Origin of the sequence: Nocardioides sp. NPDC023903 (genome assembly GCF_040639295.1) — a bacterium.
Classification (GTDB): domain Bacteria; phylum Actinomycetota; class Actinomycetes; order Propionibacteriales; family Nocardioidaceae; genus Nocardioides.
In genome coordinates this window covers 61,688-88,204 of record NZ_JBEZZS010000024.1, presented here as the reverse complement: position 1 = coordinate 88,204, position 26,517 = coordinate 61,688, and the positions used below count along the sequence as shown (strand labels likewise).

The following is a 26,517-nucleotide window of genomic DNA, read 5'->3' as shown; positions in this document are numbered from 1 at the left end:
GTCTGGCGCCAGATCTCGGGGCCGGTCTCCTCGTAGTGGGAGCGCGGGTTGTTGGGGTTGGCGTACCAGCCCCGCGACGACCATGATGCTTGCGATGACGCCGGCGCCGATTGCACGCCGGGTGTGCCTGAAACTGATACCCCCCATGGTTCAGTGGAGCACCGGGTATCCCCTCGCGCCATAGCCCAGGTGACTCATACCGCAAGCCACCCGTTTGCGCTGACTCAGTCGACCTCGACCGCTGCCCGCCCGGGCGCGAACGACCGCGTTCCGGAGGGTCGGCGGAGCACCACGGTGAGTGAGGCGATCACGCCGAGCGCGCCCAGGGCGGCCGCGGCGTAGAAGGCCTCGCGCATCCCGGGAACGACCTCGCCGGGAGTGCCGTTGGCGACGTAGACCGAGGCGATCACGGCCAGCCCGATCGAGCCACCGAGCTGCTGCATCGTCTGCACCAGACCCGAGGCCGAGCCGGCGTGGGCGGCGTCGACATTTTCCAGGCCGAGGGCCGTGGTGGAGGTGAAGACGAGCGAGGCGAAGGCGCCGTTGAGCAGGAACGGAGCCAGGACGGCGCCGGCGTACGTGCTCGTCTCCGAGAGCGTGCTCAGCCACAGGAACGACACCGTCAGGCCGGTGGCCCCCAGGACCAGCACCCGCGACATCCCGATCCGGGCCGCGATCCGAGGCGCCACCCGCGACATCGCGAAGATCATCAGGGTGAGCGGCAGGAACGCCAGCCCGGAGGCGAGCGGCCCCATTCCCAGCACGCCCTGCAGGTAGATCACGGTCAGGTAGAACGTCGCGAACTGTGCCCCGACCAGCCCGACCGCGGCGATGAATGCGGCGACGCGGCGGTGGCTGTTGAAGAGGTGGAGCTGCAGGAGCGGGTGGGCGACCCGGCGCTCGGTGAGCACGAGAGCGACCAGCAGGAGCAGGCCGACCGCGATCCCGCCGATGGTGCGCGCGGAGGTCCAGCCGTGCTCCGGTGCGCCGATCAGCGACCAGACGATCGCGGCCGCACCACCGGTGGCGGTCACGGCACCGACGATGTCGAAGCGCCCCGGCCGCGGAGCCGTCTCGGCGACGAGGCGCCCGACGAGGGCGAGTACGACGAGCCCGATCGGTACGTTGATGAACAGCGTCCAGCGCCACGACGCGATGTCGGTCAGGATGCCGCCGAGGATCAGCCCGATCGAGGCACCGCTGGAAGAGACGGCCGCGAAGAGCGCGATCGCCCGGGCGCGGCCGGCCTCGTCCTTCGCCGACGTGGTCAGCAGGGCGAGCACCTGGGGTGCGGCGATCGCGGCACCGAACCCCTGCAGGGCGCGGGCGATGACGAGCAGGTCGTCGGTCGGCGCGAGCCCGCCGGCCAGGGAGAAGAGGGTGAAGACGGAGAGGCCGACGACGAACATACGCCGCCTGCCGAAGACGTCGCCGAGGCGACCGCCGAGGAGCAGCAGGCCGCCGAAGGCGAGGGTGTAGCCGTTGAGCACCCAGGTGAGTGCCGCCGGGGTGAACGCGAGGTCGTCGGCGATCCGGGGGAGGGCGACGTTCACGACCGCCGAGTCGAGCACGATCATGAGCTGGGCGACCAGGACCAAGGCGATCCCGGCGCCAGCGGCGGCCTTGGTGGCCGCGGGTGGCTTGGGTGGTGCCACGGTGGATGTCATTCGAGAGCTCCTGTTGGAGATGGAAGAGGAGTACAGTGAAGCGGAGGAAGCCTCCGCTTGATGAAGACACTACCGGAGAGTGTCTCCGGTTAGCAATGCATTTAGATCCTGTGGCGGGGGCTGCTGTTAACCTGAGGCGCCCGCATCGAGGCGGGAGCCACTGAGGAGGTCTGGATGAGAGCCGACGCGCAGCGCAACCGCGAGCGGCTGATCGAGGTCGCCCATGCGGTGTTCAAGGAGCGCGGTCTCGACGCACCTCTGGACGAGGTGGCTCGGCGTGCGGGTGTCGGTCCCGGCACCCTCTACCGCCATTTCCCCACCCGCGAGGCGCTCCACGAGGCGATCATGGCCACCTGGATCGAGGAGGTCGCCGCCCACGTCGAGAAGGCGATGGCGACCGAGGGCGGATGCCGGGAGAAGCTCCTCGCCTGGTTCGAGGAGTACGTCTCGCTGCTGACCCGCCACCAGGGCGCCGCCGCCAAGATCACGGCCTCCCTGGGCTGCCAGGACTCCCCGCTGCGCACCAAGTGCCAGACCTACGCCGACGCCAACGAGAGCGTCCTGACGGAGATGGCCGAGCATGGCGTGCTCCGTGAGGGTGTCGACAACCTCGACGTGTGCCGCCTCCTCGGCGGCGTCGCGACCATGGCCGACCACTCCTCGCTCGAGGCCAAGGACGTACGTCCCATGCTCGATGTCATCGCGAACGGCGTCCTCAAGAACTGACCTCTGCTGGGGCACACTGGGCGTATGTCCTTCACCTCGCCGGTCAGCGGCCCGCAGAGCCCGCTGAAGCTGGAGTTTCCCCAGTCGCTCGCGACCTACGACGACTACGCCGCCGCGCAGAAGACGGTCGACTTCCTCTCCGACAAGGAGTTCCCGGTCGAGAACTGCATGATCGTCGGCACCGAGCTGAAGCAGATCGAGCGGATCACGGGCCGCCTCACCTGGAGCAAGGTCGCCCTCGCCGGCGTGCTCTCCGGCGCCTGGCTCGGTGTCTTCGTCGGCCTGATCATGTCGCTCTTCGGCAATGAGAACTTCCTCTTCATCCTGCTGTCGACGGTGCTCCTCGGCGTCGTCTTCGGCCTCATCTGGTCGCTGATCGGCTACGCCGCCACCCGCGGCACCCGCGACTTCTCGAGCGTCAAGGTCATCGTGCCGACAAAGTACGAGGTCTTGGTCGAGCACAAGGTCGCCGGCCGTGCCCGCGAACTCCTTGCGGACCTCCCGGGCGCCCTCCCCAACCCCTTCTCCTGAACCTGAACCCCCGCACGCCTGCCGCGAACTGAGGGCTCACTCATCGTGATCACCACCAGAGCGATGCTCCTCGCCTCATTGCTATCGGCGGGAGGTCTGGTGATGAGCGGCTGCGCGAAGGTGCCGGAGGGGGAGCGCGAGATCGAAGGGATCCGGTTCGAGTCCGAGATGGCCCAGGCGGGCGGAGCGCTCGAGGTCAGCTATCGGGTGATCAACGACGCGGACACCGACGTCTACGTGGTCGACTCGGTGCCGACGTACGCCAACGGGGCGCTGCAGCCCGCGTCGGCGGACACCGTCTATGTCCTGGGCAGCGGCGGGAGCCGGGCCGAGGTCAGCAAGAGGGTCTTCGCGCTGCCGGACGACAAGTCGTTCGCGCAGATGCCGGCGGTCGGTTGGGTCAAGCTGGCGGCGGGCGAGGAGATGAAGCGGGACGTATGCGTGCCGCTGCCGCTCGAGGAATACCGACCGTTCGACGACGACTCAGTCCCGGAGCTTCCGGACCCGGTCGAGGAGGTCATCTTCTGCGTCGGTGTCCTCGACCTCCGCGACCTCTACCCCGATGGCGTCCCGGCCGAGGTCACCGGGCTCGCCCACTCCGACTCGGCCGCTGAGTCCCAGCAGATCCTCTGCTCGGACTCAGCGGCCGTGGGCTAGGTCGTACCAGGTGACCTCGGTGGCCATGCCGTTCGCGGTGCGGCCGAGGCGCTGCTGGTAGGCGACGAGGGCGACCTGGGTGTTCCAGTCCATGACGCCGGTGATCTTCGGGCGCTCCGGCGCGGAGGTGGCGCTGAGGGCGCGCTGGAGGTCACGGACGCTCTCGCCTGCGGAGCCACGCTTCAGGAGCGGACGGCTGTTGGCCGCCCACAGCGTCTTCCACGCACCCTGGGACCAGGTCTTGCGCACCGTCAGGCCGTGCGAGCGCTGCCAGGCGTTGATCGAGCTCACCAGCCCCCGGTCGTACGTCCCGTCGATGGGGCCGCCGAAGTTCCCGCGCTCGCGGAGCATGCACTCGAGCGCCTTGGTGTAGATCGGCGAGGGAGTGTAGGAGCTGGTGCGCGGCTTCAGGGCGGGATAGCTGGTGAAGCTGACCGGCACGCCGCCGCAATGCGTCACCGGCCGCGCGTAGGAGCCCCGGCCGAGGTCGACGAAGTTGGAGTCGATCTCGATGGTGGTGCCGCCGTGGGTCTCCTTGTGCGGGCCGCGGTACTGCTTGACGCGGCGGTGCGGGTTCCACGGCTTGTCGGGGATGTACTTGGTCGAGGTGCCGGCGCGGCCGTCCCAGTCGGCGATCCACAGATCCGCGGGGTAGACGAAGCCGCGCGGCTGGGCGTGCCAGACGGCGTACATCGCCTTGATCCCGGACGACGCACTCGAGTACAGCGCCGGGCGGTAGCCCAGCTTCTTGATCCGGTGGCTCCAGGCCGAGACGAACCACATCGCCGACTCACGGCAGCGCTCATTGCCGATGTCGAACCCCTCGAGGTCGTAGAACATCGTGCTCCCGGCGGCGATGCCGTAGCGCTTGGCGGCGTCGACGGTCGCGTTGGCCTGGCTGATGCCCTGGCGCTTGGCTGTGGCGTACTGGTCGGTCGAGCGGGCGCTGATCCGCGGGTCGTCGCGGTAGCGCGGGAAGTGCGGGTTGCACGAGGCCTGCGGGCCGAGCGTGATCGGCAGCAGCCGCCAGCCACGGGCCTGCTGCTTGCGCACCCAGGTCGCGCTGAGGTTGGTCTGGGTGCGGCAGCCGCGCGAGTTGCCGGCGATGTAGATGCCGACCGCGCCGAAGTTGGAGTGCTTCCACCAGCGGTCCATCGCCGCCTGCGACGGCGCCTGGCACTGGTCGAAGCCATAGCCGGTGAAGTTGCCCGGAGTGACCTGGTTCGCGGCCGCCGCGGGGCTGGGTGTTGCCAGCCCTGCGACGCCGACGACGCCCGAGATCAAGCCCGCGCCGAGTGCCCGTCTGACGTACTTGAGCCTGGTGAAGTCCCCCATATTTCGTCACGGTAGTCACAACCGTCACTTAGTTACCAGTGGACTCGCCCAGCCGCGGGTCAGGAGTACGCGAGCAGGGTCTCGTCGATCTTCTCCCAGGCCGCACGGAGCTCCGCCAGGTCCTCGGGCCGCTTCCGGGCCAGGTCAGCCTGCTCGCGTACGTCTTCGCTCAGGTCGTAGAGGTGGTCGGTACCGTCGAGCTGCAGGTACTTCAACGAGCCGCGGCGCAGCGCCCGCTGTCCGCGCATGCGCCAGAAGAGGTCCTGGGTCTCGCGCGGCCGGCCGCCGAAGAGGAGCGGAACCAGGCTGGTGCCGTCGAGCGGATAGTCCGGCGACGGCGTCGCGCCGGCGAACTCCAGGAAGGTCGCGGTCCAGTCGGTCGTGACGGCCGGCTCGTCGCTGACCTGGCGGCCGGGCAGGGTGCCGGGCCAGCTCAGGATGGTGGGCACTCGGATGCCGCCCTCGTTGAGGCCCGACTTCGCTCCAGTGAACGGCCACACGTTGGAGAACCGCTCGCCGCCGTTGTCGCTGGCGAAGAAGACGACGGTGTCGCGGAGCTGGCCGGTGCGCTCGAGTGCCTTGACGACCTGGCCGACCGACTGGTCGAGGTCCTCGACCATGGTCTTGTACGTCGCCAGCGAGCCGCCGTCGTTGTGGAAGAGCACGCCCTTCTCGCCGTTCTCGATGCGGGCGGTCAGCTCGTCGCTCACCGCCTTGTCCTCGGGCCCCTCCCAAGGCCAGTGCGGAGTGGTGAAGTTGAGGTTGAGGAGCCACGGGGTGTCGTGGTCGCGCTCGATGAAGCTGACGGCCTTTTCGGTGACGATCTCGGTGTAGTAGCGAAGGTCCTCGACCTCCACCTCGTCCTCGTAGAGGTCGTACGCCCCGTTGTGGCTGAACTTCGAGAAGTAGTCGATCCCGCCGGAGAAGTTGCCGAAGAACTCGTCCCAGCCGACCCGCGTCGGGCTGTACCAGGGCAGGAAGCCGCAGTGCCACTTGCCGAAGAGCGCCGTCGCGTAGCCCTGCTCCTTGAGCAGCGAGGCCAGCGTCGGGTGGTCGAGCGGGATCCCGTGCAGCTCGTTGGGGGACGAGATCGGCTCCGGCAGCCCGCCCGCGAGGCGACCGGGGTAGCGCCCGGTGTAGAGGCCGAAGCGGGTCGGGGAGCAGACCGAGGAGGCAGGGTACGCATCGGTGAACCGCACGCCCGAGGCCGCGAGCCGGTCCAGGTTGGGCGTCTCGATGTCGGGGGAGCCGTAGGCGGACAGATCTGCCCAGCCGAGGTCGTCGCCCAGGATGACCAGGAGGTTGGGCTTGCGCTTGGGCCGGTTGACCTTGCGGGCCTTGAACGGCACCTCGGTGGCTGCGTTGGCGGGGCTGGCGAGGCCGGTGGCGGCGACCGCGCCGGCCCCGGTGGCGAGGAGGCTGCGTCGGCTGAACGTGCTGGGGGAGGACACCGTATGGCCTTTCTTTAGTGAATAACTACGAATAGAAGACTAGGCGGCGGTCCAACCTGTGGGCGGGGGTCTCGGTTCGCGGACGCGAAGGGACCTTGGTCCTGGTGCATATGGGCCCTAACCAAACCCGCCTGGCGGCGTTACTTTGGTAAAGGAATGGATCGCCAAGGGGGTGGGGACCTGTGCAGAAGCGACGCGATCGGGTGACGCCGGTCCTCTTCGCGATCACGGTCATGCTCGCCCTGACGGTCGCCGGGATCATCCATGTCGCACACGGCGGTGAGGTGACCGGCCCGTTCGCGGTCGCCGACCAGGTCAGCTCGACCACCAAGCAGGCCAACACGCCCTACATCTGCTGGGACGGCAACGGCTCCGGCTCCCTGACCCGGTGCCCGGACCCGCGCGGTGCAGATGGCATGAAGTGGGTCTTCCCCGGCTACGAGGACGCCGCCCGGAGCGCGGAGTGCGCTCCCGGCGAGACCGACGATGGCGACCCTTCGACAAGCTCAGGACATCGCCTCTTCGTGGAGTGCTCGATGTCCTGGCGCGGCACCCATGTCCACCTCCACTACGCCTACTGGAGCGAGTGGCACACCGGGCAGAAGAAGTACACCGCCACCGGCTCGACCCCGAGGATCGAGCAGCGCCTCGACGGGGCGATGTCGCTCTCCTGGCGCCCGCGCCGGTTGCCCACCCCGCACGGCGAGGCCTCCTGGATCGCCGCCGAGATGGTGGAGGGTCAAGGCTGGAGCGTCGCCGCCTACGCCGGGGACGGTGAGGTCGCCCGGCAGGCGCTCGAGGAGTTCGGTGAGATCCGCGACCTGCGGGAGTGGCGCGGGCTGCCCCGCTGACGACTAAGGGGATTGGGCACTTCTGACGTAGATTTCTGCCCGTGACCGAGACTTCGTCCGCTGCCGTTGCGTCCGATCTTCCGCTCCTGGACACCGTGCACCACGCTGCCGGTGACCCCGACCGCGAGCAGCCCTGGGCCGAGCTCGGCCTGAAGGAGGACGAGTACGCCGAGATCAAGCGCATCCTCGGCCGCCGGCCGACTGGCGCCGAGCTGGCGATGTACTCGGTGATGTGGTCGGAGCACTGCTCCTACAAGTCCTCCAAGGTGCACCTGAAGCAGTTCGGCGAGATCCCGCAGGAGACCCCGGCCGGCAAGATGCTCGCCGGCATCGGTGAGAACGCGGGCGTGCTCGACGTCGGGCAGGGCTACGCGGTCACCTTCAAGGTCGAGTCGCACAACCACCCCTCCTACGTCGAGCCCCACCAGGGCGCCGCGACCGGCGTCGGCGGCATCGTCCGCGACATCCTCGCGATGGGCGCGCGCCCGGTCGCCGTCATGGACCCGCTCCGCTTCGGGCCGCTGTCCGAGCAGGACACCCACCGGGTGCTGCCCGGGATCGTGTCCGGCATCGGTCACTACGGCAACTGCCTCGGTCTGCCCAACATCGGTGGTGAGGCCGTCTTCGACGCCTCCTACCTCGGCAACCCGCTGGTCAACGCGCTCTGCGTCGGCGTACTGCGCCATGAGGACCTCCACCTCGCCAAGGCGTCCGGCGCCGGCAACCTGGTGATCATGTACGGCGCGCGCACCGGTGGCGACGGCATCGGCGGCGCCTCGATCCTCGCGAGCGTCGAGTTCGACGAGGACGGTCCGGCGAAGCGCCCGAGCGTCCAGGTCGGCGACCCGTTCATGGAGAAGCTGCTGATCGAGTGCACCCTCGAGCTCTTCGCCGCCGGCATCGTCCGCGGCATCCAGGACTTCGGCGCGGCCGGCATCTCGTGTGCCACCTCCGAGCTCGCCGCTGCCGGTGATGGCGGCATGCACGTGCACCTCGAGCGGGTGCCGCTGCGCGACTCGACGCTCGCTCCGGAGGAGATCCTGATGAGCGAGTCCCAGGAGCGGATGATGGCCGTCATCGCCCCAGAGGACGAGGCGACCTTCATGGACATCTGCGCCAAGTGGGACGTCGAGGCGGCCGCGATCGGCACCGTGACCGGCGAGGGCCGGCTGCGCGTCGACTGGCACGGCGAGACCATCGTCGACGTCGACCCGACCACCGTGGCCCACGACGGCCCGGTCTACGAGCGCCCCTACGCCCGCCCGTCGTGGCAGGACGCGCTGCAGGCCGACGTGGCCGAGAAGCTTTCGCGCGCGGCCTCGGCCGACGAGCTCCGCTCGACCGTCCTGCAGCTGGTCGCCTCGGAGAACCTGTGCGACAAGTCCTGGATCACCGAGCAGTACGACCGTTACGTGCGTGGCAACACCGTCCTCTCCCAGCCCGCCGACGGCGGAATGATCCGCGTCGACGAGTCGACCAACCTCGGTGTCGCGCTCGCCACCGACGCCAACGGTCGCTTCGCCAAGCTCGACCCGTACGCCGGTGCCCAGCTCGCGCTGTCCGAGTCCTACCGCAACGTGGCCTCCGTCGGCGCCAAGCCGCTGGCCATCTCCGACTGCCTCAACTTCGGCTCCCCGGAGGACCCCGACGTGATGTGGCAGTTCGCCGAGGCCACCCGGGGTCTGAAGGACGCCTGTCTCGAGCTCGGCATCCCGGTCACCGGCGGCAACGTCTCCCTCTACAACCAGACCGGCGAGACCGCCATCCACCCCACGCCGGTGGTCGCGACGCTCGGTGTGATCGAGGACGTCACCACGCGTACGCCTTCGGACTTCCAGGCGGCCGACGAGGTCGTCGTCCTGCTCGGTGAGACCCACGAGGAGCTCTCCGGCTCGGAGTGGGCCCACGTCGTGCACGGCCACCTCGGCGGGCTGCCGCCGAAGGTGAACCTGGCGGCCGAGAAGGCGCTGGCCGAGCTGCTGCTGGAGGCGCGTTTCGTCACCTCCGCCCACGACCTCTCCGACGGTGGCCTGATGCAGGCGCTGGCCGAGCCGGCGATGTCGTCGGGGATCGGCGTCTCGGTGACGCTCGCCGGCGACCCGTTCGTCGCGCTCTTCTCGGAGTCGGTCGCCCGCGCGATCGTCACCGTGAAGGCGGCCGACGTCGAGCGGCTCAGCTCGCTGGCCGAGCGCCACGGGGTCGCGGCGACGCAGCTCGGTGTGACGGGTGGTGCGGCGTACTCGATCTCCTACGACGGTGGCAGCGTCGAGATCCCGCTCGAGGAGCTCACCGGCGTCTGGCGCTCGACTCTGCGGGACGCGCTGGCCTGACCAAGCTCAGACTCGGTCCGCCGGTGCGGCTTGCGGTGGATGATCCACTCGGCGATCAGCAGGTTCACCACCCAGCTGACCCAGGATGAGGCCGCGGCGGCGCCGGCGAGGGCGGGGTTCTCGGTGCCGATGTCGGCGCCGGTCATGATCTCGGGCACGTAGAGGACGATCAGCAGCGTGCTCCAGAAGCGGTTGGCGACGATCGAGAACGCCATCGCATAGCTGCGGTACATCCATTCGCGGTGGTCCTTGAACCGTCGCTGCCGGGCGGCGCGGTAGCCCTTCACGGTGAACAGCAGGAACAGCGCGGCCAAGAATGTGTTGCCGACCTGCTGGGAAGGGCCCGCCGCGGGGAACTGGCTGGTGACCAGCGCCCCCACCCCGGTGGGGATCGCGGTGACGACATAGGTGCGACCGGTCCAGCGGTGCACCTTCGGATGGTTGGCGCGCAGCCACGGCCACAGCTGGAGTACACCGCAGCAGAGCATCACCGAGCCGAAGAAGATGTGCGTCACCAGCGCGGGGTAGAAGACCGGCCCGCGGTCGGTCGGGACGAGCGACTGCGACGGGTCCAGGCCGACGTATCGCGGCAGCGCCGTCACCAGGAAGATCACCGTCGCCGCCGCCAGCGGGAAGACCCACCACTGGCGCGCCAGGTGTCGTTTCGAAGTGCTCATCAGCCATCCGATCTAATAGCGTACGGAATTAACAGTTTATAGAGTACGCAGATAAGGAAGGCGGTCAAGCCGATTCTGGAGGGAGCAGGGCATGATGGACGTGATGAGTTCCGATCTGATCCCTCGCCTCTGGGGCAAGCCGCCGGCCGGCCGACGTGGCCCCAAGCCGGCGCTGAGCGTCGCCCAGATCGTCGAGGCGGCCTACGTCATCGCTGATGAGCAGGGCCTTGCTGCTGTTTCGATGGCTCGTGTCGCGGAGGCGGTGGGCTGCTCGCCGATGGCGCTGTATCGGCACGTGAAGAACAAGGACGAGCTGCTCATCCTGCTCGCCGACCGCATCAGTGCGGAGCTGTCGGAGCCGTCGCGGGACTTGGGCTGGCGCGAGGGTCTGGCGGCCTGGATGCGCGCGCACGTCGACCTGGCGCTGGCCAAGCCGTGGTTCCTGGACCTGCCGTTCGGCGCCTCGCTGCCCGGGCCGAACCGGCTCGCCTGGCTCGACCTGGGGTTCTACTACCTGCGCGAGGTGGCGCTGCCCGCGGACGAGAAGCTGGCGATCCTCGGGGTCATCTCCCAGTACGGGATGGGTGAAGCTCGGATCGAGGCCGAGGCGGCTCGGGTTGCGGAGAACCCGTATGCGACGTTCGAGGAGTTGCTCGTGACGTACGCGGATCCGGAGCGTTTCCCGAACCTGATGGAGTCGATGGCTACCTGGCGGCCCGCCGGGCCCGGCGAGGGATCCGAGTCAGATGATCCGTCGGCCTTCGGGCAGAGCCTGCTGATGGCCGGGATCGCGGCCCACATCGAGCGCCACATGGGGCGCAGCACTCCCAAGTAAAGGTCGATACCCTGGCGGGGATGTTCCCCCACCTGCATCGCCCCGTGTCCTATGTCCTCGCCCTTTTGCTGGCGGCCGCCGCGCTGCTCATCAGCGCTGGTCCGGCCTCCGCGGGGGAGGGCGGAACGATCAAGCGGCTGGCGAACTCCGCTCGTGCCGACGCGGGCCTGGACCCGTTGACGCGTGACTCCGCCCTCGACGGCCTGGCACGGAAGTGGGCCTACAAGATCGGCGCCGACGGGGCGCTCTCGCACAACCCCGACCTCGCCGAGCAGGTGCCGGAGGGGTGGCAGGGGGTCGGCGAGAACGTCGCCATGGGCTACCGGACCGGCGCGGAGATGCACCGGGGCTGGATGAACTCCGACGGGCACCGGGCCAACATCCTGGGCGACTACACCCACATCGGGATCGCCTTCGTGGAGGTCGACGGCACCACTTGGGGCGTCCAGGTCTTCGCCAAGTACCCGCCGGGCACGCGGCCGACCGAGAAGCCGAAGGTCACCGCCGAGCCTGCGCCGACCGCGCCGGCCTCGACCAAGGCCGCGACGCCTCGTCAGGCCGCGAAGCCCAAGAAGTCGGCGACCGCGTCGCCGACCCCGTCGCGTACGCCTTCGGCTTCGGCTTCGCCGTCGACGTCGCCCTCGGCGTCACCGTCCGAGTCGGAGTCTTCCTCGGCGGCGCCCGTGGGCGACTCCGAGACGGCCGGCCCGGTGACGTTCACCGACGCCTCGGGCGGTCCGGCTCCTGGCTCGAGCGGGCTGTTCGGGATCGGCTTCGTCGAGATCGCCGTCGGCCTGCTCGCGCTGTCGGGTCTGGGGCTGCTCATCGCCCTGCTCCTGGCCCGGCGCCGCCGCCGCGAACCGCCTCGGCGCGACCTGCAGGGCCCGCGGCACGTACGGCCCGTCGAGCCGTACCCCGGCGGCGGACCGGTCTATCGGGGCCAGGTCCATCCCGCCGGACCCGGCCCCGGTCACCCCAACCCGGGTTACCCGAACGCTGGTCGCCCCAACCCGGGCGCCCCCAACCAGTACCCCGGCGACCGCCGCCCCTGGTAGGGCCTAGTCGGCGACCGCGGCGGAGACAGGCCGCGGGCTGTCGATGGAGACGCTCCGAGCCGACGGCGTACGCCGGAAGACGAGGAACGCGACCACGCCCGAGATCGCCATCATCGTGACCGGCAGCCAGAACGCGACCTGCAGGGCCTCGGCGGCCAGCGGCGCGACGACTGCTCGCTCGGCGGGAGCGAGGGAGCTGAGCGCTCCGATGCCATCGCTGCCCAGGCCGGGAAGGCGGGACGAGAGCGCGGCGGCCAGGAGCACCGAGACGCCGGCGGTGCACAGGGCGGTGGCGACCTGGTTCAACACGTTGATCATCGTCGAGCCGGCCGGGATGGCGCTGTCCTCGAGGAAGCGGGTGGCGATGGTCATCGTCGGCAGCATCACGAACCCGGCCCCCGCGGTCGCGATGGCGTGGGTCGTGGCCAGGGCCAGCATCGGTGCGTCCGCGCTCAGTTGGAGCGCCAGGGCGCCGAAGCCCAGCGTGGAGACCACGATGCCGGAGCCGATCACCGGCAGCGGCGGGAAGCGGTCGATGAGGCGGCCCGAGACCTGGATCATGATCCCGGCCGCGATGCCGGCGGGAGCCATCAGCAGTCCTGCGGTGGTCGCGGACTCGCCGCGTACGACCTGCCAGTAGAGCGGCACCAGGATCATCGAGCCGAAGTAGCCGCCGGCGAAGCAGACCAGCAGTGCGGCACTGCCGCCGGTCAGCGGCCGGGCGAGGAGCCGGACGTCCAGCAGGGGCGCGGCGGCGCGGAGAGCGTGCCGGACGAAGAGCGCCACCAGGACGATCCCGGCGCCGATCGGAACCAGCACCTGGGCGTCGAGCAGCGTGCCCTCGGCGAACGAGGTGCCCAGCACGAGAAGACCCATCGCGGGCGGAAGCAGGAGCAGGCCGCGTACGTCCAGACGGGCGCTCGGACCGCGCTCCAGACGCGGCAGGTTGCGCATCCCGAGGACGAGGCCGAGCAGGCCCAGCGGCAGGTTGATCAGGAACATCCAACGCCACGACATCGTGTCGAGCAGCCAGCCGCCGAGCACCGGTCCGAAGACGGGGCCGACGAGCACCGGCAGGCCCATCAGAGCCATCAGGCGGCCGCGCTGCTCGGGCGGAGCCGAGCGCAGCGTCAAGGTCATCGCGGCCGGCATCACGAAGCCGCCGCCGAGCCCCTGCAGCACCCGGAACGCGATCAGCGACTCGACGTTCCACGAGGCCGCGACCAGTCCGGACCCGATGGTGAACACGCCGATCGCGGTCAGGAAGACCTGGCGGGCGCCGAACCGGCTGATCGCCCAGGCCGCGGCCGGGATGACCGTTGCCAGGGCGAGCGTGTAGCCGGTGGCGACCCACTGGATCACGGGCAGCGAAGCGCCCGTCTCCTGGGAGAGACGGGCGATCGCGACCGCGACGATCGTGATGTCGATCGGGATCATCACCGTGCCGGCGATGACGGTGAGCACGATCGTTGTCGGGCTCGGGGCCGTGCGGAGTCGGGGTGTCATGCGTCCAGTGTGGAAGTTAAAGTGAACTTGAGGTCAAGCAGGTTTTGGCCCGACTTCAGCTCGACCTCTCCATCGTCCGTACGCCGACGAGCACTCCGCCCACCGCGACGACCGCAGCCGCGACGAAGCCGCCGATGACGACATCGGCCGGGAACTGACCGGCGAAGAGCGCCCGCTCCGCCTCCACGACGTACGTCATCGGGTTGATGTCGCTGAGGAACCGCAGCCAGCCGGGGGCGCCGTCGAGGGGGAGGAGGACTCCGGAGAGGAGCAGCAGGGGGAAGATCAGCATCTGCTGGACCGTCCAGAAGACCCAGTCCTGCTCCTTCGCGGCGGTGGCCAGAGCGAAGCTGAGCGCACCCAGGCCGATCGCGAAGAGCGAGACGATGACGGCCCCGACGAGAACCCCACCGAGGTGGAGGTCGAAGCTGAACGGGGTCACCACAGCGAGGATGACCGCCGTCTGGAACAGCACCGGCACGACCTCCTTCAGGGCCCGTCCGACCAGCAGTGACGGCCGCGACAGGGGCGAGACCAGCAGCCGCTCGTGGGAGCCGGAGCGAATCTCGGCGGTCAGATCGGCGCCGGTCATCGAGGCGCCCATCAGTGCTGTCATGACGACGATGCCTGGCACGAACCACTGCAGCGCGCTGCCGCTCTCGACGGCGGGCAGGAGTGGCGCGAAGAGGCCCAGGAAGACCAGCGGCTGCATCATCGCGAAGAGCATCGAGGCGGGCTGGCGCAGCTTGGGTGTGAGCTCGCGGAGCAGCACGGTCCAGGTGTCGGTGAGGAACCCGGTCGGGCTGCTCGGCACCGGCGCGGTGCGCCGTACCTGTGCGGTCGGAACGGTGAGGGTGGTCATGCTGCTGCTCCTTCGGTCTGGGTGGCGGACTGGGTGGTGGACTGGGCCGACTCGCGCAAGCTGCGGCCGGTCAGGTCGAGGAAGACGTCATCGAGGGTGGGGGCGTGAACCTCCATGCGGATCGCGGGAGTGCCGTGGGCGGCCAGGTCGATGGCCATCGCCGGCGCGCTGTCGGCGCCGCGCGGCGTGCGGATCGAGACTTGCGTCCCGGCACGCTCGATGACGGTCGGACCGGACAGCGCCGACTCGGCGCGGGCAGCGGCGGCCGTGGCATCCGCCTCGGTGCCGAAACCGAGGAGCACCAGGTCGCCGAGCCTCTCCTTGAGTCGGGTGGCGGTGTCGTCGGCGATCACCACGCCGTGGTCGATGACGATTACCCGCCCGGCGAGTGCGTCGGCCTCCTCGAGGTAGTGGGTGGTGAGCACGATCGTGGTGCCGTCCTCGTGGAGCCGGCGGATCTGCTCCTGCAGGTTGGCGCGGTTCTGCGGATCGAGGCCGGTCGACGGCTCGTCGAGGAACAGCACCTCGGGGTGGTTGAGCAGCCCGATCGCGATGTCGAGCCGGCGCCGCTGGCCCCCGCTGAGCGTCTGGACCGGGCGGTCGGCGTACTCCTGGAGGTCGAAGGCCACGAGCAGCTCCTCGATGCGCGCCTTCGCGGCGACTCGTGGGATGCCATGGGCGCGAGCCTGGGACATCAGCTCGTCGCGGCCACGCTGGATGAACGCGGCGGCGTTGCCTTGGCCGACGTAGCCGATCGAGCGCCGAACGGCGCCGCGTGAGCGTACGACGTCATGGCCGGCGACCTCGGCAGTGCCGGAGGTGGGCGGGATGAGAGTGGTCAGCATCCGCAAGGTGGTCGACTTGCCGGCTCCGTTGGGACCGAGGAAGGCGACGAGCTCACCTTGGTGGATCTCGAGATCGAGCCCGCGTACGGCCTCGACGGTCTTCTTGCTCCGGGTGAAGTGCCTGGTCAGCGCCTGAGTGCGGATCACCGGCCGCTGGTTGCTGTGGTTCGTCATGTCTCTAGCCTCTGACCTCTTCCGGTCAGCTTCTGTCCGCTTTTGAAAGTTTCTTCCGAGATGCGGTTTAGAAGTCCGCCGAATGGGTAAGAGACAGGTAGCGCGGCGACGGTCGGCTCGAGGAGGGGGCGAGCCGACCGTCGCGCGGGCTCGATCCAGGTTCGCCTGGAATCAGGCCACGAACTGACCGCAATGGCGCCTATGGTCAGACTCATGAGCACGAGCGCCCGGATGCTGCAGCTCCTCTCCCTGCTGCAGACCCACCGTTTCTGGCCAGGCACGGAGCTGTCCGTACGCCTCGAGGTCAGCGACCGTACGCTGCGGCGCGACATCGAGCGGCTGCGCGATCTCGGCTATGACGTGGACGCCACCCGAGGGGTGGCCGGCGGCTACCAGCTCCGGGCCGGCAACGCGCTGCCGCCGCTGCTGCTCGACGACGAGGAGGCGGTCGCGATCGCCGTCGGGCTGCGCACCGCGGCTGCCGGCATGGTCGCAGGGATGGGGGACATCTCCGCCCAGGCGCTGGGGAAGGTCGTCGCGTTGATGCCGCCGCGGCTGCGACGGCGGATGGACGCGGTCACCTCGCAGACCGACTCCATCCCCTGGGGCGGCCGGGTGCCGCTGGACGCCGGCGTGCTCGGGATCCTGGCGCAGGCCTGCCGCGACGACGAGGCGCTGACGTTCACCTATCAGGCGCCCGAGGCCGAGCCGACCCGGCGCCGCGTCGAGCCCCACCGGCTGGTGACGCTCGGCAACCGCTGGTATCTCCTCGCCTACGACCGGGTCCGTCAGGACTGGCGCTCCTTCCGCGTCGACCGGGTCAGCGACCCGACGACCACCGGCCAGGTGTTCCGCCCGCGGGAGATCCCGGGCGGGGATGCGGCGACGTACGTGCAGGCGGGGATCCGCTCCCGCCCGGCCGCCCACGACGTCTGCGTGCTCTTCGGCGTCGAGCCCGAGGTGGTCGCGCAACGGGTGGGACGCTGGGGCGAGGTCGAGCCCGCCGAGGGCGGCTGCCGGCTGCGGATGCAGGTCGACGACCTGGGCTGGCCGATGATGATCCTGGCCGGTGTCGAGGCCGACTTCACCGTCGAGCAGCCCGCCGAGCTGGCCGAGCTGGTCAAGCAGGCGGGGGAGCGGTTCGTCCGCTCAGGCGCGGTCGCGCCCTAGCCACTCCTCGCGCAGGAGTCCGTAGACCACCAGGTCCCGGCGCTCGCCCGGATAGGCCTGCGCGCCGCGCATGGTGCCCTCGTGAGTGAACCCGAGACGCTCGGCGACCGCACGGCTGCGCTTGTTCATGACCGAGGTGTCGATGATCGCCCGGGCGATGTCGTACTCGTTGAAGAGCGTGTCCAGCAGCGCCGAGACGGCCCGGGCGATCAGGCCACGGCCCTCGTAGGCCTCGCCCAGCCAGTAGCCGATCGTGGCCGACTTCTCGTAGAGGTTGATCCGCGCGGTCGTGGCGCCGGCGACCTGGCCGTCCTGGCGGATGACGCACGGGACCGCCTCGCCCTTGACCCACTGGCCCAGCAGGTAGGTGCCGAACCCGGCGACGCTGAGCATGGTCTGCTGCCCGTGAGCCCACGGCTCCCACTCGCGGAGGTGGTCGAGGTTGGCGTTGATGAGCTTGTGGACGGCGAAGTCGGTCGATCGGTCACGCAGGACCATCTCCGCGCCGTTCCCGAGGTCGATGCTGAACAACTGATCTCCTACCGTGCCGGACCGGGACCTGGAGCGTCGCCGTCCTGCAACGCATCCAGGATCAGAGTGCCGTACGCCCTCATCTGAGCCAGCACCGGGATGACCTCACCCTGGAAACGGCAGATGACCGCGTACGCCGCCTGCCGGCCACCGACGTCGAGCAGGCCGACCTCCGCGCGGACGCCGTCGTCGGTGCCGGTCTTGCTCCACACCCGCAGGTCCTTGTCCTGTTCGGTGTGGGCCAGCGGGTCCAGGCCGAAGGCGGCGGAGACCATGGACAGGTCCGTGGACGGCGCCAGCCAGGACATGACGGTGGGGTGCGGCGTACGGAAGTAGGCGACCCAGTCGGCGGCACAGCCGACGGAGAGCATCGGCGGGTCCTCGGGCCTGCGTATGTCCCGGACCGAGTCGTTCAACATGGACCCGCCCGCGGCCAGCCGCCGCGCGACGGCCTGGACCGGAGCGAGGCCGACATGGCCGAGGAGCACGTTGGTGGCCAGGTTGTCCGATACCGCGCCGACCAGCCGGGCGCAGTCGTTCAGGGTCAGCGCGGGGGCGTCGAGGTACTGCCACAGGCCGCTGTCGGCGACCGGCGCGACGCTGTCCTTGCGCAGCATCAGCTCTCCCAGCGACGGATCGTCGTCGAGCAGCTCGGCGAGGTGGTGCAGCAGGAAGATCTTGGCGACGCTGGCCGTCGGCAGCAGCAGGTCCGGGGCGGACTCGACGAGGGTCTCACCGGAGCCGGTGTCGACCGCGAGGATCGACCATTCCGTCCGTGAACTCATGCGACGGAGCCTAGGAGATCGAGGACTGCTCCTCGCGCAGCTCGCCGACCACCTGGATCTTCTGCCAGATCTTGCGGGAGAGGTCGACGGTGAGTCCCTCGACGGTGCTGACCGTGTCCAGGACGACGTTGTCCTGGGAGTCCTCGGCACACAGCGCGGCCGTCTTGCCGACGAGGCTGAGCAGCTCGGAGCAGTACTCCAGGTAGTGGATCAGCTGGTCGGCATCGAGGGTGAGCCGGACGCTGGCCGAGGTCGGCGTGAATCCCGTACGCAGCCGCTCCGGGTCCTTGGTGAGCTGGTGCATGTCGATGATGTGGGCCAGCGAGCGCAGCCGGTGCAGCAGCTTCAGCGCCCGCGACCGCAGCAGCCGCTCCGGGATCGTGTAGAGGAAGAAGACCGCGACCGCGGCGAAGATGAGGTCGTTGACGGTGCTCTCCATCAGCGGCAGCCACTGGACGCCGGTGAGCGTCTCGTCGCCGAACGCCGTCGCGAGGCCCCAGATGATGGCGGCCAGCGTCAGAGCGAGGACGGCCAGGATCAGCACGCGGGAGACCGCGCGCGTCCACACCAGCCGTTGCCGGAGCCGGTCCCCGGCACCCGAGGACTCCCTGATCAGGCCGGCCAGCTCCTCGGCGACCTTCACCAGGCCCCGGTCGGGGAAGCGTGCCGCGATCCGTCCGTGCAGCGTCTCGACGGTCTTGAGCACCATCTCCGACTCGAGTCTCTCCAGTCCCACGTCAACGGAGCGTAGTGGTCGCGCGCCGCCGCGGTGGGCAACTGCCAAAGAAAGAGGTTCCGCGGGTAGCGGCGACCTGCTGCGCGCCGCGATACGCGCACTCTCGCGGCGTTGCCGCCTCTCGACGGTGCAACCAGACCGCCTTCGAGTCGGCGCCTTGCGAGAGTACGCGTCTCGCGACGCTCGCGACGGCCCCCGCTACCCGCGGAACCTCTAAGGTGAGGACGTGCCAGCTCGACTCAAGCCCGCGGCCGCTGCCGATGTGGCCGAAGCCCTGGAGCGCGTACGCGCCGAGGAGCCCGCCAAGGCCGACCTGCGGCTGCTGACCAAGCACTTCCTCGCCGTGCTCGAGGAGCGCGCGCCGGGCAGGAGCGTCGAGGTGCGCGTCCCGCCGTACGCCGCGGTGCAGTGCGTCGAAGGTGTCCGGCACACCCGCGGCACTCCGCCGGCGGTGATCGAGACCGACGCGGTCACCTGGATCGCCCTCGCCACCGGGGCGATGACCTGGTCCGATGCCGTCGATCAGGCCAGGGTCAGGGCCTCAGGAGAACGCACCGACCTGTCCGCGTACCTGCCCTTGTAATCTCGCCCTATGAGCCACTCCACCGAAGACATCAAGGCCCGTGTAGACGACCTCTTCCCCGCGATCCGCAAGGACCTCGAGGACCTGGTGCGGATCGAGTCCGTGAGTGCGGACCCGGAGCGCCTGAGCGAGGTCGAGAAGAGTGCGGAGATGACCCGCGACCTCTTCGCGGCCGAGGGCTTCGACGTGGAGATCGTGCGCGCCTTCGACGGCGCCCCGCCGGCCATCGTCGGTGAGAAGAAGGGCCCCGAGGGCGCCCCGACCGTGCTGCTCTACGCCCACCACGACGTCCAGCCGGAGAATGACCACGCCGACTGGGACACCCCGCCGTTCGAGCCCACCGAGGTCGGCGACCGGCTCTACGGGCGCGGTGCGGCCGACGACAAGGCCGGCATCGCAGCCCACATCGGCGCGGTCCGGGCGCTGGCCAGCCTCGACGAGAACGGTGACCTCCCCGTCACCGTGCGCCTCTTCATCGAGGGCGAGGAGGAGGTCGCCTCCGCGACGCTCCCCGAGCTGCTCGGGAAGTACCAGGACAAGCTGCGCGCCGACGTCATCGTCATCGCCGACTCCGGCAACTGGGACATCGGCGTCCCGGCGCTGACGACCTCGCTGCGTGGCCTCATCCGCGTCGACGTCGAGCTCCGCACCCTGGGTCACGCGGTCCACTCCGGCATGTGGGGCGGTCTGGCCCCCGACGCGATCATGGCCCTCGTACGCCTCCTCAACTCCCTCTGGGACGAGGACGGTGCTCCCGCCGTGGAGGGGCTCGTCTCCGGTCCGGCGGCCGACGTCGACTACCCCGAGGAGCGGCTCCGTGCCGAGTCCGGGGCCCTCGCCGGCCTGCAGTGGGTCGGCAAGGGCAGCGCCGTCGAGCGGATGTGGACGCAGCCGGCGATCACGATCACCGGTCTGGACGCCCCCAAGGTCGACGGCGCCTCCAACACGCTGTCCCCGACCGCGCGCGCCAAGGTCACCATCCGGATCGCCCCCGGCGACACCGGCGAGAACGCCGTCGCGGCGCTCACCAAGCACCTGGAGAAGCACGTCCCGTGGGGCGCCGAGCTGACCACCAAGGTCGTCGACACCGGTGAGCCGATCGCCCTGGACGCGACCGGCCCGGCCTACGACGCGGCGCGTGCCGCCTTCACCGAGGCCTGGGACGGCACCGCCCCGATCGACATGGGCGTGGGCGGTTCGATCCCGTTCATCGCGGAGTTCCTCGAGGCGTTCCCGCAGGCCAGCGTGCTGGTCACGGGCGTCGAGGACCCCGACACCCGCGCCCACGGCGCCAACGAGGGGCTTCACCTGGCCGAGTTCCGGAGGGTCGTCGTCGCCGAGGCGCTGCTGCTCCAGAAGCTGGGAAGCTCTTAGGGCCTGTTTCGGAATGTGGAGGCGCCGGCGCCGCGCCGCCCAGCACGCACTCTCGCGGCGTTGCCGCCTCTCGACAGACGCCCGGTATGCCTTCGAGGCGGCGCCTTGCGAGAGCACGCGCTGGACGACGCGGCGCTCGGCGCCACATTCCGAAACAGCCCCTAGCTCCCAGGCAGCGTCAGCGCCACCCGGGTGCCCTCACCAGGGCGTGAGTCGAGCTCGACCAACCCGTGGTGGCGCTTGGTGATCTGCTCGACCAGCGTCAGCCCGAGCCCAGCTCCGCGCGAACCACCCAGCGCGGAGTTGGAGCCTCGGTAGAACGGGTCGAAGACCTCCGGCTGCTCCTCGTAGGCGATGCCGACACCGGCGTCGGCGACGATGATCGTGACCTCGCTGCCGGCGCTGTAGAGCATCACCTGCACCCGCGAGCCCCGGTAGCTGTAGGTCAGCGCGTTCTTCACCAGATGCAGGAAGGCCGCGCGCAGCTCGCGCGGGTCACCGACGACGTACGCAGGCCCGGTCGGGGTCGTCAGGACGCACTCGATGTCCTTCTGAGCGGCGTCGGGATCGAGCTCGTCGAGCACGTCGTCGAGCATCTCGGAGACCTCGATGGTGGTCTCGCCGGGAGCGTTGGCTGGGTCGCGGATCCGGGAGAGGAGCAGCAGGTCGCTGACGATGCCCTCGATCTGGGCGCTGCGTACGGTCAGCGTCTCCACCTGGACGATCCACGGCAGGGTGTTCACGTGTTCGCCGGCCAAGGCGTTCAGCGAGGTGCCGAGCGCGTTCACCGGGATCCGGAGCTCGCGGGCGACGGCCTCGATCAGCCGGTTGCGTTCGCGGTCGGCGAGGGCGAGCTGCTGGGCGAGGTCGCGCTCCTGCGTGTAGGCGTTGGCGGTGAGCACGATGCGTCCGAAGTCGCGGCCGAGCTCCATCGCCAGCCGGCCCTCCGCGTCGGTCCAGGTGGGCCGTCCGGGCGAGCGGAGCAGGACGATGTGGCCGAGCCACTCGTGGTCGGCGCCGACCGGTACGACCAGAGCGCTCTCCGCGCCCAGGGTCTCGAAGAACTTGTTGGCGATGTCGGCCTGCTCGCTCCACTCCGAGGAGTTTGGGATCCGCTCGCGGCACAGGATCGAGTAGGTGCCCTCCGCCCAGTATCGGGAGGTGTTTCTCGAGGTGAGCGCGGCCAGGCCGGGGTCGGGATCCCAGTTGAGGCCCGGGGTCGCGTGCACGATCATCTCGTTGTGGGGGCCTTTGGTCGCCATCCAGATCCCGTCGGCACCCAGGCCGCGGATCAGCGCGTCGTGGCTGGCGTCGAGCACGTCGGCGAGGCTCAGCTTGGAGCTGGCGTCGCGCAGGAACTCCTTGGCGGTCTCGAGGTTCGCGGCGCGCTCGTAGAGCCGCTCACGCTCGAGGTAGCCGCGTACGACCCGCTGGGCACGCTTCGCGAACCGGTTGAGCACTCGACGCTGGGTGAAGTCGGGCCGGCGGCCGCTGACCGGCATGTCGACCGAGAGGCAGCCCTGGATGGAGCCGTCGTCGCCGAGGATCGGCGCGATCAGCATGTCGTGGGGGTGCCAGGCGTCGTCGGCGTCGATCATGTTGGTGGTGGAGACCCAGCTGCCCTCGTGAAGGTTCACCCGCTCCTGGGGGATGAATCGCCAGGAGCCCCAGTTCTCGCCGCGGGAGAGGTTGTCACGCAGGTCGGAGAGGGCCCACCGGGTGCCGAGGATCTCCTCGGCCGTCTGCCGTCGCCCGTGCGCGTTCAGGCCGCTGGTGAAGCCGTGGACCGCGACCACCTCGAGCTCGTCGCCACGGACCACGTTGATCGCGGAGATGCCGAAGCCGAGCAGCTCGCAAATGCCCTCGGAGATCATCTGGAGAGCGGGATCTGCCACCGGCAGCGACGTCCTGCTCGGCGTGCTCGTAGGCACGTCGAGGGCATCGACTGACTGTGGTGGGGGCATCCTTGCTCTCGGGTAGGTCGGTCAGGGAGGGTGTTGCAACTGCGTGGCAGTCCTGAGGACCTGGGCACCACGGAGTGTTGCACGAAACGCGCGAGCTGTGCAGCCGTAGACGTCCGTCTCGACCAGATTGTGACCGTTGGTTAACCAAGCGAGGTGGCGTCGTTGGCCAGCGGAAGGACGAGGGAGACGCGGGTGCCGGTGCCGGGCTCCGAGCGCAACGTGACGCGGCCGTCGTGGCGGCGCGCGACCCGGTCGACGATGCTGAGACCGAGGCCCACGCCCTTCCGGCCGCCGATCGCCTGGCTGGACCCGCGGTAGAACTCGGTGAAGACCTGGATCTGCTCGGCCGCGGGGATGCCGACGCCGTTGTCGGTCACCGAGATGGCCGCCTCGCTCGCGCTCTCCACGATGTAGAGCCGTACGTGGCCGCCGCGGTGGGTGTAGACCAGCGCGTTGTCGACCAGCCGGAGGATCGCCGCCTTGATCTCGCTGCGGTCGCCCAGCACGTAGACGCTGCGCGGGGGCACGTCGATGCTCACCTCGATGCCACGCTTCTCGGACTCGTACGTCCTCTGCTCGAAGATCTCCTGCAGGAGAGAGGTCAGGTCGACGTGGGTCAAGGACGGCCGCGACGAGGGGTCGGAGAAGCGGGAGAACAGCAGCAGGTCGTCGACCATCGCGACCAGCTGGTCGGACCGGCTGATCAGGTTGCCGACCTGCTGGAACCAGGTCGGCGATCCGCGGTCCTCGTGACGCATCGCGTCGATGCCGGTGGTGAGGGCGGTGAGCGGGTTGTGCAGCTCCTGCGCGACGGCCTCGATGAGCCGGCTGTGCACCTTGTCGGCGGTGGCGAGCCGCTGGGCGAGGTCACGCTCCTGGGTATAGGCGTTGGAGGTGAGCACGATGCGCCCGAAGTCGCGACCGAACTCCATCGCGAGGCGCCCTTCGGCGTCGGTCCAGCGCGGCCGTCCGGCACCTCGCAGCAGCACGAGGTGGCCCAGCGCGGTGGTCTCGACGCCGATCGGCACGACCAGGAGCGAGTCGGCCTCGACCGCGTCCAGGAACTCGAGGCCGATCTTGGCGAACTTCTTCTGCTCCGCATCGCCGTGGTGCAGCGTGTGCCGGAGCAGCTCGCGGTTGACGATCGCGTGCTGGCCCTCGTTCCACAGCCGGGTTGCCTGGTAGGCCTGTCCTGCGGCGATGTTGCCGGTCTCGGTGGCGTTCCACCTGAGGCCGGGCGAGGCATAGACCACGGACCCACCCTCGCCGTCCTGGGCCTGCACGTAGAGACCGTCGGCGTCGAGACCGCGGCTCATCGCCTCCTGGGTGGCTTCGAGCACCCCGGTGAAACCGAGCTGGGAGTTGGCCTCGCGCAGGAAGCTCTGCGCCTCGAGCAGGTTGTTGGCCCGCTCCTCGAGGTATTCGCGCTGCAGGCTCAGCAGCACCGCTCGCCGCGCCTGGCGGGCGAACCGGTTGAGGATCCGCTGCTGGCGCCGGCCGGGCCTGCGGCCGTTGGTCGGACGGTCGATCGACAGTACGCCGACGAGCTCGCCGTTCTCGTCGTAGAACGGCGCCAGCAGCTCGTCGAGCCGGTGCCAGTCCTGCGGGTCCTTCAGGATGTCCTCGTCGGTGTCGGGGACCCAGTAGCCCTCCGCGTCACCGATGGTGTTCTTCTCGTGCGGGACGAACTTGATGTCGCCCCAGTCCACGGACATGTCCAGCAGGTCGGTGACCACCGAGACCGGGAACCGGGTGCCGAGCATCTCGGCGACTGTCATCTCGCCCTCGACGGTGTGGCCGGTCTCGTCGCCGTAGGCGGCGACGATCTCGAACTCGTCCCCGCGGCGGATGTTGATGACGGCGGCGCCGAAGCCGACGAGCTCGGTGACCCCCTCGGCGATCAGCTGCAGACCGGGATCAGGGCTCGGGTACGCCTCGGAGGCGCCGCTTGGCGCGTCCGGACCCTCTGAGGGCGTACTGGTCATGAGTTCTCCGCCGAGATGGAAATGCAACCCGTTACCGGTGCGTAAGGTTAAACAATGGGAAGCGTCACACGGAATGTGCTTCCCACACCAGGGGTCGAGTCGACGGATATCAGTCCGCCGCGGCGACTGACGATTCGAGACACGATCGTCAGGCCGAGGCCTGTGCCCGGCTGCTTGAGGGCTGTGGGGTTGGTCGATCGGAAGAACTCGGTGAAGAGCCGATCCTGGTCCTCCGGCGAGATCCCGAGGCCGTGGTCGGTCACCCGGAGCTCGAACCAGCCGGGGCTGGTGCGCGTGCTCACGATGACCTGACCACCCTCGGGGCTGTACTTGATCGCGTTGGTGACCAGGTTGATCACCACCCGGTCCAGATCGCCCGGAGCCAGGGTCACGTAGACGTCGTCGGACGGCATCTCGAAGACGAGCTCGTGGGCGTCGCTGGTGGGCATCTCGGCGCTGAGCTGGCTGTGGACCTCCTCGAGCACGGGCGCGACCTGGATCGGCACCGTCGTCGGCAGGTGGTCGGGGTCGGAGACCTTCGACAGCATCGCCAGGTCGGCCACGATCTTCTCGGTGCGGTCGCGGTTGCGCGTCAGTGCGGTCAGCACCTCGGCGTACTCCTCCTCGGACTCCGCGTAGGGCAGCGACTCGATGTTCCACCGGAACGCGGAGAGCGGGTTCTTCAGCTCGTGGGCGACCGTCGCGATCAGCCGGCTCTTGTGGGCCTCGAGCTCACGCAGGGAGTCGACCGCCGCCTTCTGGCGCAGGTAGGCCCTGGAGTTGTGGACCACGCGGCCGAAGTCGCGGCCGAGGTCGGCGGCGGTGATCAGCTCGAGCTCGCTCCAGTGGGGCTTTTCGGGACCGCGGCCGAGGAGCATCGCGCCGTACCACGTCTGGCCCGAGCCGATCGGGACCCCGACGATCGAGCCGACCTTGTAGTGGCGGATCCACTCGGTGATCAGCTGCTGCGTCTCCGGGTCGGGGTGGGGGAGCCGCTCGGCGCCGTCGGGGGTCTGCACGGTGATGCTGCGCTGGTCCCAGAGGTATTGCCCGTAGTCGACCATGAACGGGCTGGTCAGGTCCTCGATCGGGAGCTTGAAGTCCTCCCGGTAGACCTTGGTGCGGATGCCGCGGCCGCCCGGCTTGGACATGTGCAGCCAGAAGTCGGTCAGGTCGAGCACGTCGACCAGCCCGGTGCTCAGCGAGTTGAGGATCTCGTCGGGGTCCAGCTCGCGCCCGGCGCGACGGATCACGTCGCGGGCGGCCTCGGCGAGGCGTACCTGCTCGGAGAGCTCCTCACGCTCCAGGGCGAGCAGGATGGCGCGCTGCGCCTGCACCGCGTGGCGGCCGAGCACGGCGCGCTTCTCCGGGTTGGGGCGGAGGCCGTCGGTCGGTACGTCGACGATCAGGGTCCCGCGGAGCTTGCCGGCGTCGTCGCGCAGCGGCGCGACCAGCAGGTCGAGCGGATTCCAGGCGCCGGCGGCGTCGACCGTCGTCATCGTCGGGATCCAGCCGTACACATCGGCGGTCGGGTCGAGCCGCTCCGCCGGTACGAACTTGAAGATGCCCCAGTCATCGGCCCGGGCGAGCTCGGCCTCGAGCCGTTCGATCGGGGTCACGGTGCCGAGCAGGTCGGCGCGGGCGGAGTCCTGGCCCGAGACGACCACCATGTGGAGGTGGCCGTCGGCGCGCGCGACGCTGATCGTGGCCATCTCGAAGCCCGCCAGCGCGGTCAGGCTGTCGGCGATGAGCTGGAGGTCGGAGAGATCCTCACCAGGGGTGAGCAGACCACCGATCTCTGCCAGATCGGTGGTGATCGTGGTCATCGTTGTGGTGAGGTCGCTTCTGGCGCGTTTCCCGCCCAACGGTGGTGGGGCGAATCCCGGT

The 26,517-nt window shown here is 69.6% G+C and carries 23 protein-coding genes; 10 read left to right on the top strand and 13 right to left on the bottom strand.

What is annotated here, in order from left to right:
• Positions 1-224: 224 nt before the first annotated feature.
• Positions 225-1,667, bottom strand: coding sequence for an MFS transporter (locus AB0F44_RS21760; RefSeq protein WP_357358769.1), 1,443 nt, complete (start codon positions 1,665-1,667; stop codon positions 225-227).
• Between the two features lie 174 nt (positions 1,668-1,841).
• Between AB0F44_RS21760 and AB0F44_RS21755 the strand changes: the two genes are divergently transcribed.
• The 3 genes from AB0F44_RS21755 to AB0F44_RS21745 are packed head-to-tail and all read left to right on the top strand — an operon-like array spanning position 1,842 to position 3,581.
• Positions 1,842-2,393 carry a TetR/AcrR family transcriptional regulator gene (locus AB0F44_RS21755; RefSeq protein WP_350661165.1) on the top strand — a complete coding sequence of 184 codons (552 nt, stop codon included), beginning with the start codon at positions 1,842-1,844 and terminating at the stop codon, positions 2,391-2,393.
• 24 nt (positions 2,394-2,417) lie between these two features.
• Positions 2,418-2,924, top strand: a complete 507-nt coding sequence (locus tag AB0F44_RS21750; protein ID WP_350661163.1) for a general stress protein — start codon at positions 2,418-2,420, stop codon at positions 2,922-2,924.
• A gap of 45 nt (positions 2,925-2,969) precedes the next feature.
• Positions 2,970-3,581, top strand: coding sequence for a hypothetical protein (locus AB0F44_RS21745; protein ID WP_357358768.1), 612 nt, complete (start codon positions 2,970-2,972; stop codon positions 3,579-3,581).
• On the opposite strand, the gene AB0F44_RS21740 is transcribed toward AB0F44_RS21745, so the two are convergent.
• Together AB0F44_RS21740 and AB0F44_RS21735 are read right to left on the bottom strand one after the other, a co-directional pair.
• Complete coding sequence (locus tag AB0F44_RS21740) at positions 3,564-4,916, bottom strand: glycoside hydrolase domain-containing protein (RefSeq protein ID WP_357358767.1); 1,353 nt, start codon at positions 4,914-4,916, stop codon at positions 3,564-3,566. The two genes, AB0F44_RS21745 and AB0F44_RS21740, sit on opposite strands and share 18 nt — an antisense overlap.
• 59 nt (positions 4,917-4,975) lie before the next feature.
• Complete coding sequence (locus AB0F44_RS21735) at positions 4,976-6,367, bottom strand: sulfatase-like hydrolase/transferase (RefSeq protein WP_357358766.1); 1,392 nt, start codon at positions 6,365-6,367, stop codon at positions 4,976-4,978.
• 182 nt (positions 6,368-6,549) lie between these two features.
• On the opposite strand from AB0F44_RS21735, the gene AB0F44_RS21730 reads away from it, so the two are divergent.
• On the top strand, positions 6,550-7,218 hold the full coding sequence (locus AB0F44_RS21730) for a hypothetical protein (RefSeq protein ID WP_357358765.1): 669 nt from the start codon (positions 6,550-6,552) through the stop codon (positions 7,216-7,218).
• A 41-nt stretch (positions 7,219-7,259) separates the two neighbouring features.
• Positions 7,260-9,548, top strand: a complete 2,289-nt coding sequence (purL, locus tag AB0F44_RS21725; RefSeq protein ID WP_357358764.1) for a phosphoribosylformylglycinamidine synthase subunit PurL — start codon at positions 7,260-7,262, stop codon at positions 9,546-9,548.
• On the opposite strand, the gene AB0F44_RS21720 is transcribed toward purL, so the two are convergent.
• Complete coding sequence (locus AB0F44_RS21720) at positions 9,467-10,225, bottom strand: DUF2306 domain-containing protein (RefSeq protein WP_357358763.1); 759 nt, start codon at positions 10,223-10,225, stop codon at positions 9,467-9,469. The two genes, purL and AB0F44_RS21720, sit on opposite strands and share 82 nt — an antisense overlap.
• A gap of 103 nt (positions 10,226-10,328) precedes the next feature.
• Here AB0F44_RS21720 and AB0F44_RS21715 point away from each other — a divergent pair, with 103 nt between their 5' ends.
• On the top strand, positions 10,329-11,060 hold the full coding sequence (locus AB0F44_RS21715) for a TetR/AcrR family transcriptional regulator (protein ID WP_357358762.1): 732 nt from the start codon (positions 10,329-10,331) through the stop codon (positions 11,058-11,060).
• Positions 11,061-11,080: 20 nt separating this feature from the next.
• On the top strand, positions 11,081-12,115 hold the full coding sequence (locus tag AB0F44_RS21710) for a CAP domain-containing protein (protein ID WP_357358761.1): 1,035 nt from the start codon (positions 11,081-11,083) through the stop codon (positions 12,113-12,115).
• A 3-nt stretch (positions 12,116-12,118) separates the two neighbouring features.
• On the opposite strand, the gene AB0F44_RS21705 is transcribed toward AB0F44_RS21710, so the two are convergent.
• Genes AB0F44_RS21705 through AB0F44_RS21695 form a run of 3 tightly spaced genes read right to left on the bottom strand, consistent with a single transcriptional unit; the run spans position 12,119 to position 15,502 of the window.
• Complete coding sequence (locus AB0F44_RS21705; RefSeq protein WP_357358760.1) at positions 12,119-13,621, bottom strand: DHA2 family efflux MFS transporter permease subunit; 1,503 nt, start codon at positions 13,619-13,621, stop codon at positions 12,119-12,121.
• Between the two features lie 55 nt (positions 13,622-13,676).
• Positions 13,677-14,483, bottom strand: coding sequence for an ABC transporter permease (locus AB0F44_RS21700; protein ID WP_357358759.1), 807 nt, complete (start codon positions 14,481-14,483; stop codon positions 13,677-13,679).
• Positions 14,480-15,502 (bottom strand): ATP-binding cassette domain-containing protein, encoded by a 1,023-nt coding sequence (locus tag AB0F44_RS21695; protein ID WP_357358758.1) that lies wholly within the window; start codon positions 15,500-15,502, stop codon positions 14,480-14,482. The genes AB0F44_RS21700 and AB0F44_RS21695 overlap by 4 nt, the downstream gene beginning before the upstream one ends.
• A gap of 213 nt (positions 15,503-15,715) precedes the next feature.
• Here AB0F44_RS21695 and AB0F44_RS21690 point away from each other — a divergent pair, with 213 nt between their 5' ends.
• Positions 15,716-16,672 (top strand): YafY family protein, encoded by a 957-nt coding sequence (locus tag AB0F44_RS21690; protein WP_357358757.1) that lies wholly within the window; start codon positions 15,716-15,718, stop codon positions 16,670-16,672.
• Here AB0F44_RS21690 and AB0F44_RS21685 read toward each other — a convergent pair.
• From AB0F44_RS21685 to AB0F44_RS21675, 3 genes are read right to left on the bottom strand one after another with little or no spacing between them, the layout of a single operon-like run.
• On the bottom strand, positions 16,652-17,203 hold the full coding sequence (locus AB0F44_RS21685) for a GNAT family protein (RefSeq protein ID WP_357358756.1): 552 nt from the start codon (positions 17,201-17,203) through the stop codon (positions 16,652-16,654). The genes AB0F44_RS21690 and AB0F44_RS21685 overlap by 21 nt on opposite strands.
• 8 nt (positions 17,204-17,211) lie before the next feature.
• Positions 17,212-17,988: a serine hydrolase gene (locus tag AB0F44_RS21680; protein WP_357358755.1), complete on the bottom strand. Its 777-nt coding sequence runs from the start codon at positions 17,986-17,988 to the stop codon at positions 17,212-17,214.
• 10 nt (positions 17,989-17,998) lie between these two features.
• The gene (locus AB0F44_RS21675) at positions 17,999-18,724 is read right to left on the bottom strand and encodes a hypothetical protein (RefSeq protein ID WP_357358754.1); all 726 of its coding nucleotides are present in this window, start codon (positions 18,722-18,724) and stop codon (positions 17,999-18,001) included.
• 226 nt (positions 18,725-18,950) lie between these two features.
• On the opposite strand from AB0F44_RS21675, the gene AB0F44_RS21670 reads away from it, so the two are divergent.
• The gene (locus AB0F44_RS21670; protein ID WP_357358753.1) at positions 18,951-19,307 is read left to right on the top strand and encodes a sterol carrier family protein; all 357 of its coding nucleotides are present in this window, start codon (positions 18,951-18,953) and stop codon (positions 19,305-19,307) included.
• Positions 19,308-19,316: 9 nt separating this feature from the next.
• The gene (locus AB0F44_RS21665) at positions 19,317-20,681 is read left to right on the top strand and encodes a dipeptidase (protein ID WP_357358752.1); all 1,365 of its coding nucleotides are present in this window, start codon (positions 19,317-19,319) and stop codon (positions 20,679-20,681) included.
• 161 nt (positions 20,682-20,842) lie between these two features.
• Here AB0F44_RS21665 and AB0F44_RS21660 read toward each other — a convergent pair whose 3' ends face one another.
• The 3 genes from AB0F44_RS21660 to AB0F44_RS21650 all read right to left on the bottom strand — a co-directional run bounded on the left by AB0F44_RS21660 (position 20,843) and on the right by AB0F44_RS21650 (position 26,456).
• Positions 20,843-22,576: an ATP-binding protein gene (locus AB0F44_RS21660; RefSeq protein ID WP_357358751.1), complete on the bottom strand. Its 1,734-nt coding sequence runs from the start codon at positions 22,574-22,576 to the stop codon at positions 20,843-20,845.
• Between the two features lie 209 nt (positions 22,577-22,785).
• Complete coding sequence (locus AB0F44_RS21655) at positions 22,786-24,630, bottom strand: HAMP domain-containing sensor histidine kinase (protein ID WP_357358750.1); 1,845 nt, start codon at positions 24,628-24,630, stop codon at positions 22,786-22,788.
• 47 nt (positions 24,631-24,677) lie between these two features.
• Positions 24,678-26,456 carry a HAMP domain-containing sensor histidine kinase gene (locus tag AB0F44_RS21650; RefSeq protein WP_357358749.1) on the bottom strand — a complete coding sequence of 593 codons (1,779 nt, stop codon included), beginning with the start codon at positions 26,454-26,456 and terminating at the stop codon, positions 24,678-24,680.
• Between the last annotated feature and the right edge of the window lie 61 nt (positions 26,457-26,517).